Here is a 19,511-nt window from a genome sequence, read left to right on the forward strand (position 1 = left end):
GGAGCCGGGGGGACTGTGGTCACTTACATCATCCGCCGTTTGATCGGCGCACTGCTCATGCTCGTCATCGTGAGCATGGTCACGTTCTCGATCTTCTTTGTGATTCCCCGTGTCGCGGGGGCCACAGCTGAGGACTTTGCCAGCCGTTACATGGGCAGAGCCGCCAACACGGAGATGATCGCGGTCACGGCGGAGAAACTCGGGTTCAACGACCCGATTCCCGTGCAGTACGGCCGCTGGATCTCCGGTGTCTTCGTCGGCTCGACGTACGACACCGGCGCCGCCATCGAGGAGTGCCCCGCCCCCTGTTTCGGCTACTCCTTCATCAGGAGGCAGCCGGTCTGGCCCGACCTGGTGGAACGCATCCCGGTGACCCTCTCGCTCGCCCTGGGCGCGTCGGTCATCTGGCTGATCGGCGGCGTCGCGACAGGCGTGCTGTCCGCGCTGCGAAAAGGCACGTTCTTCGACCGGGCCGCGATGAGCATCGCGCTCGCCGGAGTCTCTCTGCCGATCTTCTTCACCGGCATCGTCTCCCTCGTCGTCTTCAGCTACGGGCTGGGTATCACCGCGCCGGGCGGCAGTTTCACGCCGTTCCTGGAGAATCCAGCGCAATGGGCCTACAACCTCCTCCTGCCATGGATCACCCTCGCATTCCTCTATGCCGCGTCCTACGCGCGCCTGACCAGGGCGGGAATGCTGGAGACCATGGGTGAGGACTACATTCGCACGGCCAGGGCCAAGGGCATGCACGAGTCCAGGGTGGTCGTCAAGCACGGGCTGCGCGCCGCGCTGACCCCCATCCTGACGATCTTCGGTCTGGACCTCGGCCTGCTGCTCGGCGGCGCGGTGCTCACCGAGAGCACGTTCTCGTTGAAGGGCATCGGCGACTATGCCGTCCAGGCCATCGTGACGAACGACCTTCCGAAGATCATGGGTGTCACCATGGTCGCGGCGCTCTTCGTCGTGCTGGCCAGTCTGATCGTCGACCTGCTGTACGCGGTGGTCGACCCGAGGGTGAGGCTGGGATGAGCGCTCCGTCGAGCTTTCTCGAACTGAGGGATCTGCGGATCCACTTCCCGACGGACGACGGCCTGGTCAAGTCCGTCGACGGGCTCTCCTTCCAGCTGGAGCGCGGCAAGACGCTCGGTATCGTGGGAGAGTCCGGATCCGGAAAGAGCGTCACCTCGCTGGGCATCCTCGGACTGCACAAGGGCGGCCGGGCGAGGATCTCCGGTGAGATCTGGCTGGACGGCGAGGAACTCGTCGCCGCCTCGGCCGACCACGTCCGGACGTTGCGCGGCAAGAAGATGGCGATGATCTTCCAGGATCCGCTCTCGGCGATGCACCCCTTCTACACGGTGGGCGCGCAGATCGTGGAGGCCTACCGGATCCACAACCAGGTCAGCAAGAAGGTCGCGCGCAAGCACGCCATCGACATGCTGGGCCGGGTGGGCATCCCGCAGCCGGACAGGCGCGTCGACAGCTACCCGCACGAGTTCTCCGGCGGTATGCGCCAGCGCGCGATGATCGCCATGGCGCTCTCCTGCGACCCGGAGCTGCTGATCGCGGACGAGCCGACCACGGCTCTCGACGTCACGGTACAGGCGCAGATCCTGGACCTGATGCGCGACCTGCAGCGTGACTTCAACGCCGCGCTGATCGTCATCACCCACGACCTGGGTGTCGTCGCGGAGCTGGCGGACGACATCCTGGTGATGTACGGCGGGAAGGGCATCGAGTACGGCACGGCGGAAAGCATCTTCGACCGGCCGGAGCACCCCTACACCTGGGGCCTGCTGGGATCGATGCCACGCCTGGACCGGGAGCGGACCGAACGGCTGCTGCCGATCAAGGGCAGTCCTCCCTCCCTGATCAACGTGCCCGCCGGGTGCGCCTTCAACCCGCGCTGCGACTACGCTGACCGTACCGGCGGAAGGGCGAACACCGAGGTGCCCGAGCTGCTCGAGAGCGACGGCGGTCATCTGGTCCGGTGTCACCTGCCCCGTGAGGTCAGGCGGGACATCTGGGAGAACGAGATCAAAGCGAACCTGGGGTCCTCGTGAGCGAGCGAGCCGACAAGCCCGTTGCCCCGGCCGCGCGTTCGACGAACGGAAAGTCTGTGACCGAGTCAATTCTGTCAGTGCAAGGGCTGGAGAAGCACTTCCCGGTAACCAAGGGTTTGTTCAAACGCCAGGTCGGCGCGGTCAAAGCGGTCGACGGGATCAGCTTCGACGTCCGCAAGGGTGAGACCCTCGGCCTGGTGGGTGAGTCCGGCTGTGGCAAGACCACGACCGGTCGCATGATCACCAGGCTCATCGAGCCGACCGGCGGGAAGATCGTCTTCGAGGGGCACGACATCACTCACATGTCGCAGTCCAAGATCCGGCCCCTCCGGCGCGACGTGCAGATCATCTTCCAGGATCCCTACTCCTCGCTCAACCCCCGCCACACGGTCGGCGCCATCGTCGGCGCGCCGTTCCGCATCCAGGGGATCCAGACCGAGCAGGGCACCAAGAAGGCGGTCCAGGAGATCCTGGAGCTGGTCGGGCTCAACCCCGAGCACTACAACCGCTACCCGCACGAGTTCTCCGGCGGCCAGCGCCAGCGCATCGGCATCGCCCGCACGCTCGCCCTCAAGCCCAAGCTCATCATCGCCGACGAGCCGGTGTCCGCGCTGGACGTGTCGATCCAGGCCCAGGTGGTCAACCTCCTGGAGGACCTCCAGGACGAGCTCGACCTGACCTATGTGGTCATCGCGCACGACCTGTCGGTGGTCCGGCACATCAGCGACCGGGTGGCGGTCATGTATCTCGGCAAGATCGTCGAGTTGGCCGACCGCAAGGACCTGTACGAGTCGCCCATGCACCCGTACACCACCGCGCTGATGTCCGCGGTGCCCGTCCCCGACCCGGCCCGGCGCAAGGACCGCGAGCGTATCCGCCTCCAGGGCGACGTGCCCAGCCCGCTCAACCCGCCGCCCGCCTGCCGGTTCCACACCCGGTGCTGGAAGGCCCAGGAGATCTGCAAGACGGTGGAGCCGCCGCTGGCGACGCTGGCCCCGGGTCACCAGGTCGCCTGCCACTTCCCGGAGAACGCCCCCACCGAGCAGGCGCCCCCGCAGCTCGTCTCCGGCTGACCACTCGCCGCACCCCGCCCGTACGGAGTCTCCGTGCGGGCGGGTCGCGTCCGGGGGGTCAGGGCAGCGCGCCCGGCGTGATCAGGCCGGTCTCGTACGCGAGGACGACGGCCTGGACGCGGTCGCGCAGGCCCAGCTTGGTGAGCACGTTGCCGACGTGGGTCTTGACCGTCGTCTCGCTCACCACCAGCTGGGCGGCGATCTCCGCGTTGGACATGCCCTTGGCGATCAGCCGGAGCACCTCCAGCTCGCGCTCGGTCAGCCGGTCCAGGCGCGCGGGGGTCGACTGCTGGTGCGCCGAGGGCAGGTGCGCGCCGAACTTGTCCAGCAGCCGCCTGGTGACGCTCGGCGCGACGATGGCGTCGCCCGCCGCCACCACCCGGATGGCCTGCACCAGCTCCTCGGGCGGCACGTCCTTGAGCAGGAACCCGCTCGCCCCGGCGCGCAGCGCCTCCACGATGTACTCGTCGAGGTCGAAGGTCGTCAGCACCAGCACCCGCGGCACGTGCGCGCCCGCGGTGGCCTCCCGCACGATCCTGCGGGTCGCCTCGATGCCGTCCACCCCCGGCATCCGGATGTCCATCAGCACCACGTCGGGCAGCAGCGCCCGCGACTGGTCCTGCGCGGCCTTGCCGTCCCCCGCCTCGCCGACCACCGTCAGATCGGGCTCGGCCTCCAGGATCAGGCGGAAGCCCGTGCGCAGCAGCGGCTGGTCGTCCACCAGCAGCACTCTGATCGTCATCACGTGTCCTTGAGGGGGAACCGGGCATTGACCTCGAATCCGCCCCCGTCGCGCGGGCCGATCCTCAGAAGTCCACCATAGAGGGCGACACGTTCCCGGATGCCCGCCAATCCGTGCCCGGTCACCTCCTCGTCCGCGTCGCGCGCCGCCGGGCCGAGGCCGTCGTCCTCGACCTGGACGGCCAGCTCGCCCGGCTCGTGCCGTACCGTCACCCAGGCCCGCGCCTGCGGCCCCGCGTGCCGCAGGCTGTTGGTCAGGGCCTCCTGGACCAGTCTGTACGCGGCCAGGTCGACACCGGGGGGCAGTTTTCTCCCCGTTCCCTCCGTTCCGTCCGGCCCTGACGTTCCTGTCGCGCCCGGGGTGTCCCGCTCGTCGTCGATCCACAGCTGCGTCCGCAACCCCGCCTCGCGCATCTGGTCGACCAGGGCCGGGATCTCGCGCACCCCCGGCTGCGGGTTGCGCTCGGCGGGTGTCCCGTCGGTCCTGAGCACGCCCACCATGCTGCGCATCTCCGACATCGCGGTCCGGCCGAGCTTCTCGATCGCCGACAGGGCCTCCCTCGCCCCGTCGGGGTTGCTGGCCAGCACCCGCCGCGCCGCCGCGGCCTGCACGGTCATCACGCTCACGTGGTGGGCGACCACGTCGTGCAGCTCACGGGCGATGCGGGAACGCTCCTCGGCCCTGGCCGCCCGGGTGTCGGCCTCCCGGGCGCGTTCCATGCGCCGTGCCCGGTCGCGCAGCTCCGCCTGGTAGGCGCGGCGCAACCGCACGCTCCGGCCGGCGATCCACAGGGAGGCGGTGAACACGGCCATCAGCAGGTGACCGCTCCACCCGCCGAGCCCGGCGAACCCGCCGCCCGCCGCCGACGACAGGAGGTGACCGGTGAGGGCCAGCGCCGGGGCGCACAGGCTGAGCGCCAGGCCGCGCCCGGCGGCGATCGTGTAGACCAGCACCAGGGTGACGAGCCAGAGCAGGGAGGGGTTGCGTCCCGTGGAGGCCAGCGTGACCTCGGCCACGCAGACCAGGAAGAGCACCAGGAACGGCCGGTGGCGGCGCAGCGCCACCGACAGGCAGCCCGCCACGACCAGGCCGAGGCCCATCGCGTCGGGCGTCCTGAGGCGGTCGGGGTCGCCGAGGACGTGGGCCGCGTGGGCGAAGGGGACCGAGGCGGCGGCCAGCGCTCCACCGAAGATCGCGTCGGGAATCAGCGGGTGCCCGCGGAACCACGTCCGAAGGCTGCCGATGGTGTTGCGCACACAATCAATTTAGGCGCCCTTCCTCCGGCGCCACCCTGCCAGAGGTGGATATCGCCCTCATCCCCGCGAAGGATCCGCCCCGCGGAACGCCTGAAGGCCGCGCCGGACCGGTTCGTGGAGCACCCGAAGGCCGCGCCGGGACCGGTTCGTGGAACGCCGTGAGGCCGCGGAGATCGGGCCGGGGAGAGCGCCGTGAGGCCGCGCGGGAAGTCCGGGCAGGAGAGCACGTCACAGCTCGTCGGTGGCCGCCCTCGAGGTCCTGGCGGGGCGCCGGTTGCTGCGGACGGTGTCGCCGGGCTGCCGCTCGGGAACGGGCGGGGGAGTGCCGCCGAACTCCGGGCACAGATCCTTGTAGCTGCACCAGCCGCACAGCCTGCTGGGCCGAGAGCGCCACTCGCCCGTCTCCAGGGCCCGCTCGATGGCCTGCCACAGGGCCTGGACCTTGCGCTCGGTGGCCAGCAGGTCGGCCTCGTCGGGGATGTAGCGCAGGACCTCGCCGCCGCCCCCGAGATACATCAGCTGGAGCATGCGGGGCACCGAGCCGCGCAACCGCCACAGGACCAGCGCGTAGAACTTCATCTGGAACAGCGCCTTGGCCTCGAAGGCGGGCCCCGGGGCGCTGCCGGTCTTGTAGTCGACGACGCGGACCTCGCCGGTGGGCGCCACGTCCAGCCGGTCGATGTAGCCTCGCAGCATCAGGCCGCTGCCGAGCACCGCCTCCACGTAGAGCTCCCGCTCGGCGGGCTCCAGGCAGGTGGGGTCCTCAAGGGTGAAGTAACGCTCCAGCATGGCACGGGCCTGGGCCAGCCACTCGGCGCGGTCGTCGTCGCCGGTGAACATGCCGGCGTACGACGGATCCTCCTCCTGGAGCCTGCGCCACTGCGGCTCCAGCAGGTCCTGGGCCGCGGAGACCGTGCGCTCAGGGGCGGGCAGGTCGTACAGGCGCTCCAGCACCGAGTGGACCATGGTGCCGCGCACCGCGGCGGGCGACGGCGGCTCGGGAAGCCGGTCGATCACCCGGAAACGGTAGAGCAGCGGGCACGTCATGAAGTCACCCGCGCGCGACGGCGAGAGGGCTCCGACGATCGTGGGCTCGGTCAGCGACATGACCGCACTGTAGGTCACGGTGACGACAGTTTGTGCCCGAGGCGGCCTCGTGGCGTCTGCCGGAGGCCCGATGGCGCGTACCATCGAGGCCTGAGGGTGGAGGGAACGAGGAATGGTGAGCCAGCGGTGAGCAGCGACAGCCCACGCCAGGACAATCCAGGGCTGCGGATGGGCCGCCCGTTCGGCATTCCGATCTACGTCTCGCCGACCTGGTTCATCGTGGCGGCCTTCATCACCTACTCGTTCCAGAGCGTGGTGGCCTACCGGCTGCCCGACCTGAGCACCCCGCTCACGTACGTCGTCGCGTTCGTCTTCGCGGTGCTGCTGTACGTCTCGGTGCTGCTGCACGAGCTGGCGCACTGCGTGGTGGCCAGGATGTACGGCCTGCCGGTACGGCGCATCACGCTCTACCTGCTCGGCGGCGTCTCGGAGATCGAACGCGAGCCGGAGACCCCCGGCAGGGAGTTCATGGTGGCCTTCGCCGGGCCGCTGCTCTCGCTCGGGCTGGCCGCGCTCGGCTTCGCCGCCTCCTACGTCATCGACCCCGGCACGATCGCCGGCGTCCTGGTCTTCCAGCTCTGGCTCGCCAACCTGCTGGTCGGGATCTTCAACCTGCTGCCGGGACTGCCGCTCGACGGCGGGCGCATGCTGCGGGCGGGCATCTGGAAGATCACCCGTAAGCCGGTCTCCGGCACGATCGCGGCGGCCTGGGCGGGCCGGGTGCTGGCCGTCGCCCTGGTCGTGCTGCCTGTCGGCCTGCCGCTGGTGGCCGGGCAGGAGCCGGAGACGACCATGATCGTCTGGTTTATGCTGCTGGCCGCCTTCATCTGGTTCGGCGCCACCCAGGCGCTGCGCGGCGCCCGCGTGCGGGCCCGCATCCCCGAGGTCAACGCCCGCGCCCTGGCCAGGCGGGCCATCGCGGTGACCGGCGACGTGCCGCTGGCCGAGGCCCTGCGCCGGGCCGCGGAGGCGCGGGCGGGGGCGATGGTGGTGGTCGACCACGAGGGCCACCCCACGGGCATCGTCAACGAGGTCGCGGTGGAGGCCACCCCGGAGAGCCGCCGCCCCTGGGTGACGGCGGGTTCGCTGGCGCGCAGCCTGGAGCCGTCGCTGGTGCTCGCCGCCGACCTGGAGGGGGAGCCGCTGATCGACGCCATGCGCGAGTCCCCGGCGGGGGAGTATCTCCTGGTGGAGCGCGGCGGCGAGATCTTCGGCGTGCTCGCGACCTCGGACGTGAACCGCGTATTCAGCGGGGTTTAAGCGAACCACATGTGGTTCACAGGCGTCTCACTGGATACTCGCCGATGACGGGGACGGCAGGAGAGGATCATGTGTTCGTCCCCTCGTTTTCGGCACAAACCAGGATCAGTGTTTTGGCCGGCGAACGGGCCGGCCAAGTAGCTTAAGGGACGTCAATTGGCACCCCCCCACACGCCGGCTCCGGCCGGCGATCTGACGCCGGATCTCCTCGGCGCCCCCGAATGGACCGACCAGATGGTCGCGGCCGCGGGCATCCCCATGTACGACATCCCGTTCCTCACGGTCGGCGGCGGCATGGGGTCCTTCGTGACGCTCGACTACCTGAGGATCTACGGCGTTCCCACCTCGCAGATGCGGGTGGTGTCCAACATCGACCACCCGTGGCAGACCTACGAGTTCCTCACCAGGTGCTCGCAGATCCCCCGGGGGGAGCGGATCCGCTCCGACTCCTCCTCCCGCCCGGACAACCTGTGGGGATTCCCCTCCTACGCCCTGGAAGAGGCGTGGAAGGAGAAGAGGCCGTCGTACCTGTGGCAGATCCTCACCGAGCCGCTCCTGAACGACTACTGGACCCCGCGCGCCGGCACCGTCTTCGAGAACCTCGAACGCGAGGCCAGGCGCATCGACTACTGGGACATGCTGGTCAAGGGCCAGGTGCGGATGATCCGCCGCAGGGCGGGCGGCGGCTACTTCACCGTGGTCACCCCGCCCGACGGCGCGGCGCCGACCAAGCGCATCATCTTCCGCTCGCGCTTCGTGCACGTCGCGATCGGCTACCCGGGCCTGAAGTTCCTGCCCGACCTGCAGGAGTTCCGCACCAAGCACGGTGACTACCAGCACGTCGTCAACGCCTACGAGCCGCACGAGCAGGTGTACGAGTTCCTGAAGACCCGGCCGGGCACCGTGGTCATCCGCGGCGGCGGCATCGTCGCCTCCCGGGTGCTCCAGCGGCTGTTCGACGACCGGGAGAAGTACAACCTGCAGACCCAGATCATCCACATCTTCCGCACGTTCGTCAGCGGCTCGCACGGCCCGCACGTCTGGTCGCGCCGCAAGGGCGGGGACGGCTGGGCCTACCAGGGCTTCAACTATCCCAAGTCGGTATGGGGCGGCCAGCTCAAGGCGCAGATGCGCAAGCTGGAGGGCCCCGAGCGGGCGAAGAAGTACAAGGAGATGGGCGGCACCAACACCCCCTTCAGGCGGCGCTGGCAGGAGCAGATGCGGGCGGGCCGCGGCGGCGGCTACTACCACGCCGTGCAGGGCACCGTCGACCGCGTGGAGCAGAGCCGCGACGGGCGGCTCGTCAGCTACGTGCGCAGCGGCGACGGCATCGTCAGGGAGCCGGTGTCCGACTACATCATCGACTGCACGGGCCTCGAGGCCGACATCGCCGAGCACCGGATCTTCGCGGACCTGCTCCAGTACGGCGGGGCGGGCCGCAACCCGGTGGGCAGGCTGGACGTGGAGCGCCACTTCGAGGTGAAGGGGACGGCCAGCGGCGACGGCGCCCTCTACGCCTCGGGGTCGGCCACGCTCGGCGGCTACTTCCCCGGCGTCGACACCTTCCTCGGCCTGCAGATCGCGGCCCAGGAGATAGCCGACGACCTGGCGAGGCGGGGATTCGTCAAGAAGATGGGGCCGCTGCGGTCGACCTCGCAGTGGTTCAAATGGGCCCGCAACTCGCCGGTGTAAGGAGCAATTCCCGTGGTTCCGACCCTGCTGGGCCGTATTCAGACGCGCCTTTTCATGCTCGCCACCGTCGGCGTGGTCATCACCCTGCTGATCGTTCCGCTGCTTCCCGGTTCCGGGTCGCTCTCCGGCCGCTACGTCAACGGCCTCCTCGTCATCGCGGCGGTGGCCGTGCTGGGGGTCGTCTGGGAGCTGATATACCACTTCCTGATGCAGTTCAGATGGGAGAAGGACTGGCCGACCCTCTTCGGCTTGCTGACGCTCGTGCCCGAAGGTCTTGTGCTGTACTTTTTGCTACGGTCCGGTGCAGTTGATTTCATCGATCCGGTCCCGCCTGCCGCCTTCTGGACGCACTTCACCGTCGTCTGGGTATGCATCTGGTTGGTGACGAACGGCCCCATGAGGGTGCCGTTCATCCGGTGGCGTTTCCGGGGAGGGAGAGTTCTGTGACCGACCAGGGCTTCGGGGTGGTGCGTCCGCTTCCGGGCAACGGGCTGGTGGCCCACGAGGGTGGCCTGCTGCTGGTGTGCGATGCGGCCGAGGCCGTCGTCGAGGATCTGCTGGGGGCGCTGCGGGAGACCGCGGCCTCCGGCGGCGACGGCCGGGCGCTGGCCCGCCGGGTCGCCCAGATCCTCGCCGTCATGATGGGCGAGCCGGTGGCGTGCGCCGTCGCCGGTCCCGTCAGCGGGGGAGTGGCCGTCCTGGTCAGCGGCCCGGCGTTCGCGTCGGTGACCGGCGCGAACGGTGAGATCCAGCTCGCCGGCCGTGACGCGCTCACCTGGTCCGACCGGTTGGTCCCCGGCCCGGTGACCCGGGTGGAGCTGCGCCTGCCCGACGCCGGGGACGCGCATCCGCTGTCCCGGCTGGACGCCGGGGTGATCGTCGCGGGCGGGGTCCGGTGTGACCCGACCGAGGCGGGTGCCGCCCCGCGGGCCGTGCCGCGGGCCGTGCCGCAGACGGAGTCCGCCGCGCCCCGGGGGCAGCACGCCCAGCAGAACGTCCAGCACGCCGCGCCCCGGATGGAGCCCGCGGCCCCCGCGCCCACCCCGATGCCCGCGCCGCCCGAGCGGTCGGCGCCCCCCGAGTGGTCGGCGCCCCCGGAGGCCGCCCCGCCCGCGCCCTACCCGATGGGCCCGGCCGAGCCCTACCCCCCGGTCGCCCCGCCGGTGGAGCCGCGGCGCGAGCCGCAGCCGCAGGGGTGGCACTCCGAGCCGATGCCCGCACAGGGCCCGCTCTCCTCTCCCGGCCACCCGGGCGGCCATTCCGGCGGTCCCTCCACCGGGCCCGCCCCCGCGGTCGTCCACCACGAGGACGTCGACACCGCCATGGCGAGCGGGATGGGCGGGGACCCCATCGACGTGCGCGACCAGCCGTTCGAGTACGAGCTGCTGACGCCCGGGGGGTCGCCGCCGGGGAACGAGCCTTCCGCTCCCGCGGCCGAGCCCGAGTCGCGGCCGCTGGTCTACGGGGTCGACTGCAAGAACGACCACTTCAACGACCCTCGCGTGCCCTACTGCGCGGTCTGCGGGATCGCGCTGGTCCAGCGCACCCTCGTCCCCTACAAGGGGCCGCGCCCGCCGCTGGGGGTGCTGCTCCTGGACGACGGCCTGACGCTGCGGCTCGACACCGACTACCTGGTGGGCCGCGACCCCGAGCGGGCTCCCGAGGTGGCCGACGGCTCGGTGCGCCCGGCCAAGGTCACCAGCCCCGACGGCTCGGTCTCCCGGCGTCACCTGCGGGTGGCGCTGGACGGCTGGGATGTCAACCTGGTCGACCTGGGGTCGGTCAACGGCACCCAGATCCAGCCGCCCGGCGACCCCAACTTCTACGACATCCCGCCGAACGAGCCGGTCGCGATCCTGCCCGGCACCACCGTGCGGATCGGCGTCTCGCGCACCATGCGCTACGAGTCGCACCGCAACCGCTGAGGACGCCTGCCGCTGGGAGCGCCCGTCGCTGGGAACGCCTACGGCTGGGAACGTCTCGCGCCTTCCGGGCGGCACGGCCACGGCCGTGCCGCCCGGCGTGTTCTCCGGGCTCTTCCAAGGGAGCCGCCGTTCCCGGGGCGCCGTTTCCCGGTGTTCCCGGGCCTCCCGGTCTCCTCGGGCTTTCCCGGTGTCCCCGGGGCAGGAGGGCGGTCAGGGCCGCACGACCGGTGCGACCGGTGTGACCTGTGCGCGCAGGGCGGAGACGGCCTCGGCCCAGTCGACCGGGTCGGCGTCCTGCTCGGCGCGGACCAGCAGGTGGGCGCCTTCCGGGGCGTTCGCGGTGTCGGCGGCCACGACCAGCGCGCCTTCCGGGACCGGGCCCGAGGTGGCCTCCACCCCGAGCCTGACCAGCCGATGGGCCAGTGCCGAGGCCCGGTTTCCCCCGGTGAGGACCAGGGGACGTCCCTGCAGCGTCGCGAGGGTGAGCGCCACGTGGGCGGCCGCGTCGCCTCCCGGGCCGTGGTGCACCGCCACCGGCCCCGGCACTGAGCCGGGCATTGAGCCGGGCCCGGCCTGCCCGAACGGGGACAGGGGCGGGGACGACGGGAACGACTCGGACGGTGAGCCGGTCCCCGCCACGGTCACCACGCGGCAGGTGGCGCCGTCGCGCACACCGGCGTGGCCGGGGACACCGGCGGGCAGCACCAGCAGGTCGGGAAGGGCGCCGGAGGCCAGCCCCGGCAGCTCGCCCGCCACGTCCGCGCTGAACCGGCTCACCACCCTGCTGTCCGAGCCGCGCTCGCGGGCCGTGGCGGCCAGCGTCTCCAGCTCCTGAAGGGTCTCGGCCAGCTCGGCCAGTTCCGAGGAGAGGCCGCTGCCGACCTCCAGGCGGCCCGCAGGGTAGGGGCGCAGGTGGCCCAGGACCACCTCGGACGGGGTTTTCGCCAGAGCCAGGGTGGTGGCCAGGCCGACCAGCGGGGCCTGCTCGGCGGGAGGCTCCGGCACGATCACCAGCACCCGGTGGGCGGCGGTCACCCCGAGGGCGGCGCGTTCGGCGTCGGCGATGTCGCGGGCCACCCGCCGGTCGGGGTAGAGCCTGCGCACCAGCGGGCCGGTCATCGCGGTCGTGACCAGGGCCATGACCACCATCAGCGAGTACAGCTCGTCGTCGAGCACGCCCTTCTGCAGGCCGACGGTGAGGATGACGATCTCGGTGAGCCCCCGCGTGTTGAGCAGGGCGGCCAGCGTCCAGGACTGCCGGGCGGGCAGCCGCTGCGTCCGGGCGGCGGCGTAGGAGCCGAGCACCTTGCCGCCGATCGCGACGGCGAGGATCGCGGCGAGGGTGCCGAGGCTGGACAGGTCGAGCTCGCGCAGGTTGACGTTGAGGCCCGCCACCACGAAGAACATCGGCAACAGCAGCAGCACGGCGAGCTGCTCCAGCCGCTCCAGGATCTCGTGGTTGAGCCGCTCGGCCCCCTCGCGGGGCATCACCGTGCCGAACACGAACGCCCCGAAGATGAAGTGGACGTGCATCCACTCGGTGGCCCAGGCCGACCCGATCAGGCCGATGAGCACCAGCGAGAGCAGTCCGGGCGTGAGCCGCCCCGCCCTCTCGTAGGCGGGCACCAGGCGGGCCAGCAGCGGCTTGACCACCAGGAACATCACCAGCGCGTACGGCAGGGCGAGCAGGACCTTCCACTGCCCCTCGGCCTCTCCCGCCCCGGCGATGCCCACCACCACCGCCAGGACGGTCCAGGCGAGCACGTCGATGACGGCGGCCGAGGCCAGGGCGAGGCCGCCGAGGGTGATGCGCTGCATTCCCCGGTCGGTGAGGATCCTGGCCAGCACCGGGAACGCGGTGGCGGCCATCGCCGCGCCCATGAACAGCACGAACGGCAGGGTCCTGTCGCCGCCCACGTGCTCGCCCGCGATGGCCAGCGCGAGCACGCACCCCAGGACGAACGGCACCACCGTCGAGCCGAGCGCCACGGTCACCGCGATCCGGCCCTTGCCCCTGACCAGCTTCTGGTCCAGCTCCAGGCCGACGACGAACATGAACAATACGAGGCCGACGTTGGCCAGAGCCTGCAGCGGGGGCCGCATCTCGGGGCCGAACAGCTCGTCGCCGATCAGGGGGCCCAGCAGGGTGGGGCCGAGCAGGATGCCCGCCACGATCTCGCCGATGACCGGCGGCTGGCCGAGTCGCCTGGCCAGCGCTCCGAACAGCCGGGCCGCCGCGAGGACGATGACGAGGTCGAGCAGGAGCAGGTCCATATGGAGCACGTGGCGGCACGCTTTCCGTAAGCAAAGAAAAGCCCCGAGAATGTCGAGGGCGACGTTACCGTGTGGCGAATGTCGTCGCGAACGTCGCGCGGGCATGGAGGGAGACCGTTGGTGGAAGGCATCGCCGACTACGAGTTCGTCCGCTCACTGGGGGCGGGCAACCACGGCGAGTTCTACGTGGCGAAGCGGCCGGAACGGTTGCCCGTCGAGGCGGACCTGGTCGCGGTGAAGGTGGTGGGCGGCACCGGGAACGACGCGTTCCGGCGCGCCACGAGGGAGTTGAAGGCGTTCGCCGCGGTGCGCTCGCCCTATCTGGTGCGGCTCTACGACGCCGGGCAGCAGGGCGGGGTGTTCTACTACTCGATGGAGTACCTGCCGGGCGGCTCGCTGGCGCGTCCCGCGGAGCGCCCCTCGCGCGAGCGGGTGCTGCGCTCGATCGCCTGCGTCTCCCACGCGGCGCAGGCGCTGCACGAGGAGGGGATCGTCCACCGCGACATCCGTCCCGGAAACGTGCTGCTCACCGACGACGGCGGCAAGCTCTCGGACCTGGGCCTGTCGCAGGTGCTGACGCCGGGCGCGACGGTGACCGGGATGGGCGACATCGCATCGGCGGAGTTCACCGACCCCATGCTGCTGCAGGGGGAGACCCCCAGCCCCGCGGGGGACGTGTGGTCGCTGGGCGCGACGCTGCACTGGGCGGTGAGCGGCAACGGGCTCTACGGGGAGCTGCCCACCCACGACCCGCTGCTGACCCTGCGCAGGCTGAACAGCACGCCGCCGTCGATCGACCCGGGCCTGGAGCCCGAGCTGTCGGACCTGGTCCAGTCCTGCCTCGGCGACGCGGCCAAGCGGCCCACCGCCAGGGGAGTGGCCGACCGGCTTTACGCGCTGCTGCCCTGAGGGTGTTTCCCGGCCCTACCCGCCGGTGGGGCGCAGGCGGTCCAGCTCGGCGTCGAGCATCCGTTCCAGGCGCGCGGCGCCGAGCCTGTCCGGATAGAGCAGGTGGTGCGCGCTCAGCCCGTCGACGAGGGCGAGCAGCCGCTCGGTGACGTCGTCGAGGTCGTCGGAGGTGGCGATCTCCCCGCCGCCGGCCGCCGCGCCGAGCAGGCTGCGTACCAGATAGCGCAGTTCCTCTGCCTCGGCGCGCTGCGCCTCCAGCATCGCCGGGCTGGTCATGCTGCGGCTCCAGAAGCCGATCTCCAGGCCGCTCTCCGCGGCGCGCTCGTCGTCCAGCGGAAGGTTGTCGAGGAGGAGTTCGCGCAGCGCGGCCAGCCCGGTGAGACCGGCCAGCTTGCCGCGCAGGCGTTCCACGATGCGCCGGTGCGAGGACCGCAGCGCCGACAACATGATGTCGTCCTTGTCGGCGAAGTAGTGGGTCAGCACACCGTTGGAGTAACCGGCCTCCCTGGCGATGGCCCTGGTCGTGGCGGCCTCGATCCCCTCGCGCAGGATGATGCGCCGCGCGGCCTCGACGACCTCCTCGCGGCGCTCGCGGTGATTGACGATCTTCGGCACCTTGTCCCTTTCGAATGGATTCGTTGACATTTTAGTCGGGCGCCCGTCTATTATCCGCTGAAGACACGAGGAGGACTCACTATGACCGTCGTCACCCTCGGCGTGCACATCGTGGACGTGCTCGCCAGACCGGTGGAGTCGATCCCCGCCGGGCAGGACACCCACCTGCTGGAGCAGATCCGCGTCACCGCCGCGGGCGCCGCCGCCGCGACCGCCGTCGATCTGGCCGCGCTCGGCGTCCCGGTGGCCTCGGTGGGGGCGATCGGCGACGACGAGCTCGGAGACCTGCTCGTCATGATGATGAAGCGGCGCGGGGTCGACGTGACCGGGGTCGTCCGCAGGCCGGGGGAGCAGACCGCGGCCTCGATCCTGCCGATCCGTCCCGACGGCGGCCGCCCGTCCTTCCACGTGCCCGGCGCCAACCTGGGCCTGTCCACCGCCGACGTCGCCCGCGAGGCCGTCCTCGGCGCGCGGGTCGTGCACCTGGGCGGCATGGACGTCACCTGGGGCCTGTACGACCCCGCGTTCTACGCGCTGCTGGACGAGGCCCGGGCGGCGGGCACGATCGTGACCATGGACCTGCTGTCCAACATGCCCGACCTCATGCAGGGGGTGCGCGGCTTCCTGCCGCACGTCGACTACCTCCTGCCCAACGAGGAGCAGGCGCTGCTGATGAGCGGCGCGGGCGAGGGGGGCGACGTGGAGGAGGCCGCGCTGTCCCTGCTGGCCCTGCTGCCGGAGGGCCCCTCGGCCGTCCTGGTCACGCTCGGCGCGGACGGGAGCCTGATCGCCGACGCGGAGGGCCTCACCCGCGTACCCGCCCTCGACGTGCCGGTGGTCGACACCACCGGGTGCGGCGACGCCTACTGCGCGGGGTTCGTCGCCGGTCTGGTCGACGGCCGCGACGTGGCCGGCGCCGCCCGGCTCGGCACCGCGCTGGCCGCCCGCGTCGCCGGAGGCCTCGGCTCGGACGCGGGCCTGGACGGGGCGCGGGAGCTCCGAGACGGGAAGTGACCCCGCCGCCCGCGGCCTCCGGGCCGGAAAAGGGCGGCGGGAGCGGTGTCGAACCGCCCGAACGCATCCAGACGTGAACCCAGAGGTGAAAGGACGACGCATGTCCATCGACGCCAAACTCAGGGAGCGGGCCGCCAAGGTCGTCCCCGGCGGCATGTACGGCCATCTCAACGCGGCCCTGCACGGTCCCGCCTACCCGCAGTTCTTCGTCGGGGGCGAGGGGTGCCGCCAGCGTGACGCCGACGGGCGCGAGTACGTCGATCTCATGTGTTCCTGGGGGCCCGTGGTGCTCGGCCACCGCCATCCCGCCGTCGAGAGCGCCGTCGCGGCCCAGCTCGCCGCGGGCGACTGCCTCAACGGCCCCGGTCCCGTCTACGTGGAGCTCGCCGAGCTGCTGGTGGAGACCGTCCCGCAGGCCGACTGGGTGATGTTCTCCAAGAACGGCACCGACGCCACCACCCAGGCGCTGATGGTCGCCCGCGCCGCCACCGGCAGGACCAAGGTCCTCATGGCGCACGGCGCCTACCACGGGTCCGACCCGTGGTGCACGCCCGGCACGGCGGGGACCACCCCCAACGAGCGCGCGGACCTGGTCGAGTTCACCTACAACGACCTCGCCAGCGTCGAGGCCGCCGCGGCTCAGGCGGAGGGCGACGTCGCCGCGATCATCGTGACGCCGTTCAAGCACGACTCGTTCGAGGACCAGGAGCTCGTCGCCGCGGAGTTCGCCCGGGGGGTGCGGGCCCTGGCCGACCGGATCGGCGCCGCGCTGGTGATCGACGACGTGCGGGGGGGCTGGCGGATCGACCTGGGCGGCTCCTGGGAGCCCCTGGGCGTGCGCCCCGACCTGTACGCCTTCAGCAAGGCCATGGCCAACGGCCACCCGATCGCCGCCGTCACCGGGGTGGACTCCCTGCGGGGGCCGGCCCAGACGCTCTACTCCACCGGCTCCTTCTGGTTCAACGCCGCCCCGATGGCCGCGGCCAAGGCCACGATCGAGACGCTGCGCGCCGTCGACGGCATCGCGCTGATGGAGCGCGCGGGCACCCGCCTGCGCGAGGGGCTCGCCGCCCAGGCCGCCTCCCACGGTTTCACGGTCAACCAGACGGGGCCGGTCCAGATCCCGTGGCTCTCCTTCGAGGGCGACGCGACGCTGGACAAGGGCATGTTCTGGGCCGAGGCCTGCCTGGAGGAGGGGGTATACCTCCACCCCTGGCACAACTGGTTCCTGTCGGCCGCCCACACCGACGCCGACATCGACCGGGCGCTGCAGGGCACCGACGCCGCCTACGCCAAGCTCAGGGCCCGCTTCGGCGCCGACTGAGACCCGGCCCGGCGTCCAGGGACGCCGGGCCTGGACGGCGGCGCACGGCGGTGTACGGCTAGCGCCGGGCGTCGCTCCGCAGGCGGCACCACTGCAGGTCGTCCAGGCGCGTGCCGCCGGGGCCGGGCAGCAGCCCGCGCAGCAGGGCCTCCCGGGTGAAGCCCGCCCGCTCCAGCACGCGTTGCGAGGCGATGTTGCCTGGCGAGGTGCCCGCGATGATCCGGGCCAGGGGAGTGTGCTCGAAGGCCCAGCCGACCAGCAGGTCCACCGCCCTGGCGGCGAAGCCCCTGCCGCGGAACTCCGGCAGCACGCTGTAGCCCGTCATGGCCTGCCCCAGCGGGGGGATCACCCCGCTGAGCTGTATGTCCCCGGCGAACGCGCCGGTCGCGGCGTCCAGGATCGCGATCTCGGCCCCCGTACCGGCCAGCCAGTTCGCGCCCGCGGTGCGGCACCGCTCCTCGGCCTCCTCGAAGGTGGAGGGCTCGGGCGGGACGCTGTACCTCATGATGTCGGGCAGGTTCCGCATCGCCAGGTAGTCGGCGGTGTCGGCGAGGGTGAGCCGCCTGAGCCGGACGACCCCGTCGGTCAGCGAGCCGCCGGGGAACTCCGGCAGGAGGGGCGTCACGCGCTCGCCGGAGTCCCCGGGCAGGCGCGCGAAGGCCACCAGGTCGTGGCGGGTGCCGTCCCGCTGCTCCCCGGCCCCGCGCCGCACGCCCTCGCGCCGGAAACCGGCGGCCAGGGCGACCCGCTGGCTGGCCAGGTTCTCCACGTCGGCGAGCAGTTCGACGCGCTTCGCGCCGTGCTCGAGCCCCCAGCGGGCCAGCGCGGCGGTGGCGGCCGTGGCCACCCCGCGGCCCCGCGCCCACGGCGCGACCAGGTAGCCGATCTCGGTGGTGCCACGGGGACGGGCCATGAGGCCGATGTTGCCCAGCCACTCGTCCGTCCCCGCGTCCGCGATCGCGAACGGGGCCCCTCCGGCCTGCCACTCCTGCCGGGTCTGCTCCAGGTACTGGAGAGCGTCGTCCGGGGTGTACGGCACGGGGACGAGGGGGATGAACCGGATGATCTCCGGGTCGGCGCAGGCGCGGACGATCGCCTCGGCGTCGGAGGGGGCGAGCGGCCTCAGGACGACGGGGCCGGCCGGAATCACGTCATGGGGGAACACACCACAACAGCTACCAGGCGCCGTCCTGGGGGGCGAATCGTTTTGCAGCATTTTGCGGTGCTTCGTGGATCACCTCCGCCCCCGCCCTCGCCGCCACTCCCTCTGCCGTCCCCGTCTCACGGGATTCCGCTCCCCCGCTTCCCCCCCGCGACCGGGCCCGGGGCGTCCCCGGCCGTCCGAGGACACCGCCGCGCGCCGATAACCTTGCGGTCATGGGTTTTCGCAGGCATGGGCCGTTTCAGGCCGGGGATCAGGTGCAGCTCACCGACCCCAAGAACAAGCGCCACACGGTGACGCTGAAGGAAGACGGCGTGTTCCACACGCACAAGGGCGGAATCCCGCACAGTGAGCTGATCGGCCGGCCTGAGGGCTCGGTGGTGCGCTCGTCCGGCGGCACCCAGTATCTGGCGTTCAGGCACCTTCTCCAGGACTACACGCTGTCCATGCCGCGCGGCGCGGCGGTGATCTACCCCAAGGACTCGGCCCAGATCGTGGCCATGGCCGACATCTTCCCCGGCGCCCGGGTGGTGGAGGCGGGCGTCGGCTCCGGCGCGCTCACCTGCTTCCTGCTGCGCGCCATCGGCTCCGAGGGCACCCTCACCTCGTACGAGCGGCGCCAGGACTTCGCCGAGATCGCCACCAAGAACGTGGAGAAGTTCTACGGCGGCCCGATGAAGCAGTGGCGCCTGGTGGTCGGCGACTTCGTCGACGATCTCGACGAGAGCGACGTCGACCGGATCATCCTGGACATGCTCGCCCCCTGGGAATGTGTGGACGCCGCGGCCCGGGCTCTCACCCCAGGCGGGGTGATCTGCTGTTATGTCGCGACCACAACCCAGCTCTCGCGTACGGTCGAAACTCTGCGGGAGCACGGGAGTTTCACCGAGCCCCATGCGTGGGAGACCCTGGTTCGTGACTGGCATGTCGAGGGACTCGCCGTACGGCCCGACCACCGGATGGTCGGCCACACCGGGTTCCTGGTCACGGCCCGTCGCATGGCCGACGGGGTGACGCCACCACCTCGACGTAGACGTCCGGCGAAGGGGGCCAATGGGGAGGAGTCCACGACTTCCACGTCTTCCGCCACATGAT

Annotated in this window: 17 protein-coding genes; 11 read left to right on the plus strand and 6 right to left on the minus strand. The window is 71.4% G+C overall.

Annotation, left to right across the window (positions count from 1 at the left end; translation table 11 throughout):
- Positions 1-15 precede the first annotated feature (15 nt).
- Genes ACTOQ1_RS10825 through ACTOQ1_RS10835 form a run of 3 tightly spaced genes read left to right on the plus strand, consistent with a single transcriptional unit; the run spans position 16 to position 3,136 of the window.
- A complete protein-coding gene (locus tag ACTOQ1_RS10825) occupies positions 16-1,029 on the plus strand; it encodes an ABC transporter permease (protein ID WP_440066130.1) in 1,014 nt (337 codons plus the stop codon).
- Positions 1,026-2,063, plus strand: a complete 1,038-nt coding sequence (locus ACTOQ1_RS10830; RefSeq protein ID WP_440066131.1) for an ABC transporter ATP-binding protein — start codon at positions 1,026-1,028, stop codon at positions 2,061-2,063. Before ACTOQ1_RS10825 ends, ACTOQ1_RS10830 begins: the two co-directional genes overlap by 4 nt.
- A 56-nt stretch (positions 2,064-2,119) precedes the next feature.
- Entirely contained in the window at positions 2,120-3,136 is a 1,017-nt protein-coding gene (locus ACTOQ1_RS10835) for an ABC transporter ATP-binding protein (RefSeq protein ID WP_440066132.1), read from the plus strand.
- A 58-nt stretch (positions 3,137-3,194) separates the two neighbouring features.
- Here ACTOQ1_RS10835 and ACTOQ1_RS10840 read toward each other — a convergent pair whose 3' ends face one another.
- From ACTOQ1_RS10840 to ACTOQ1_RS10850, 3 genes are all read right to left on the minus strand, one after another.
- Complete coding sequence (locus ACTOQ1_RS10840; RefSeq protein WP_350967820.1) at positions 3,195-3,878, minus strand: response regulator transcription factor; 684 nt, start codon at positions 3,876-3,878, stop codon at positions 3,195-3,197.
- Positions 3,878-5,134, minus strand: a complete 1,257-nt coding sequence (locus tag ACTOQ1_RS10845; RefSeq protein WP_440066133.1) for a sensor histidine kinase — start codon at positions 5,132-5,134, stop codon at positions 3,878-3,880. The genes ACTOQ1_RS10840 and ACTOQ1_RS10845 overlap by 1 nt, the downstream gene beginning before the upstream one ends.
- 228 nt (positions 5,135-5,362) lie before the next feature.
- Positions 5,363-6,241: a RecB family exonuclease gene (locus tag ACTOQ1_RS10850; RefSeq protein ID WP_362686060.1), complete on the minus strand. Its 879-nt coding sequence runs from the start codon at positions 6,239-6,241 to the stop codon at positions 5,363-5,365.
- A 168-nt stretch (positions 6,242-6,409) separates the two neighbouring features.
- Here ACTOQ1_RS10850 and ACTOQ1_RS10855 point away from each other — a divergent pair, with 168 nt between their 5' ends.
- The 4 genes from ACTOQ1_RS10855 (at position 6,410) to ACTOQ1_RS10870 (ending at position 11,118) form a co-directional block, all read left to right on the plus strand.
- Positions 6,410-7,501, plus strand: a complete 1,092-nt coding sequence (locus tag ACTOQ1_RS10855) for a site-2 protease family protein (protein WP_440066541.1) — start codon at positions 6,410-6,412, stop codon at positions 7,499-7,501.
- A 156-nt stretch (positions 7,502-7,657) separates the two neighbouring features.
- Positions 7,658-9,193: a hypothetical protein gene (locus tag ACTOQ1_RS10860; protein WP_440066134.1), complete on the plus strand. Its 1,536-nt coding sequence runs from the start codon at positions 7,658-7,660 to the stop codon at positions 9,191-9,193.
- A gap of 12 nt (positions 9,194-9,205) precedes the next feature.
- Positions 9,206-9,640 (plus strand): hypothetical protein, encoded by a 435-nt coding sequence (locus tag ACTOQ1_RS10865; protein WP_440066135.1) that lies wholly within the window; start codon positions 9,206-9,208, stop codon positions 9,638-9,640.
- A complete protein-coding gene (locus ACTOQ1_RS10870; protein ID WP_440066136.1) occupies positions 9,637-11,118 on the plus strand; it encodes an FHA domain-containing protein in 1,482 nt (493 codons plus the stop codon). Before ACTOQ1_RS10865 ends, ACTOQ1_RS10870 begins: the two co-directional genes overlap by 4 nt.
- Before the next feature lie 210 nt (positions 11,119-11,328).
- Here ACTOQ1_RS10870 and ACTOQ1_RS10875 read toward each other — a convergent pair whose 3' ends face one another.
- A complete protein-coding gene (locus tag ACTOQ1_RS10875; protein WP_440066543.1) occupies positions 11,329-13,392 on the minus strand; it encodes a cation:proton antiporter in 2,064 nt (687 codons plus the stop codon).
- 120 nt (positions 13,393-13,512) lie between these two features.
- Here ACTOQ1_RS10875 and ACTOQ1_RS10880 point away from each other — a divergent pair, with 120 nt between their 5' ends.
- Positions 13,513-14,301 carry a serine/threonine-protein kinase gene (locus ACTOQ1_RS10880; RefSeq protein ID WP_440066137.1) on the plus strand — a complete coding sequence of 263 codons (789 nt, stop codon included), beginning with the start codon at positions 13,513-13,515 and terminating at the stop codon, positions 14,299-14,301.
- 15 nt (positions 14,302-14,316) lie between these two features.
- Here the strand turns inward: ACTOQ1_RS10880 and ACTOQ1_RS10885 are convergent, their stop codons facing one another.
- A complete protein-coding gene (locus ACTOQ1_RS10885) occupies positions 14,317-14,916 on the minus strand; it encodes a TetR/AcrR family transcriptional regulator (RefSeq protein ID WP_440066138.1) in 600 nt (199 codons plus the stop codon).
- A gap of 81 nt (positions 14,917-14,997) precedes the next feature.
- Between ACTOQ1_RS10885 and ACTOQ1_RS10890 the strand changes: the two genes are divergently transcribed.
- Both ACTOQ1_RS10890 and ACTOQ1_RS10895 read left to right on the plus strand, forming a co-directional pair.
- On the plus strand, positions 14,998-15,930 hold the full coding sequence (locus tag ACTOQ1_RS10890; protein WP_440066139.1) for a carbohydrate kinase family protein: 933 nt from the start codon (positions 14,998-15,000) through the stop codon (positions 15,928-15,930).
- 100 nt (positions 15,931-16,030) lie between these two features.
- The gene (locus ACTOQ1_RS10895) at positions 16,031-17,254 is read left to right on the plus strand and encodes an aminotransferase class III-fold pyridoxal phosphate-dependent enzyme (protein ID WP_440066140.1); all 1,224 of its coding nucleotides are present in this window, start codon (positions 16,031-16,033) and stop codon (positions 17,252-17,254) included.
- A 58-nt stretch (positions 17,255-17,312) separates the two neighbouring features.
- Here ACTOQ1_RS10895 and ACTOQ1_RS10900 read toward each other — a convergent pair whose 3' ends face one another.
- Entirely contained in the window at positions 17,313-18,419 is a 1,107-nt protein-coding gene (locus ACTOQ1_RS10900; protein ID WP_440066141.1) for a GNAT family N-acetyltransferase, read from the minus strand.
- A gap of 212 nt (positions 18,420-18,631) precedes the next feature.
- Between ACTOQ1_RS10900 and ACTOQ1_RS10905 the strand changes: the two genes are divergently transcribed.
- On the plus strand, positions 18,632-19,510 hold the full coding sequence (locus tag ACTOQ1_RS10905; RefSeq protein ID WP_440066143.1) for a tRNA (adenine-N1)-methyltransferase: 879 nt from the start codon (positions 18,632-18,634) through the stop codon (positions 19,508-19,510).
- The last annotated feature ends 1 nt before the right edge of the window (position 19,511 follow it).

It is taken from the genome of Streptosporangium sp. OZ121 (genome assembly GCF_051918885.1).
Lineage (GTDB): Bacteria > Actinomycetota > Actinomycetes > Streptosporangiales > Streptosporangiaceae > Streptosporangium.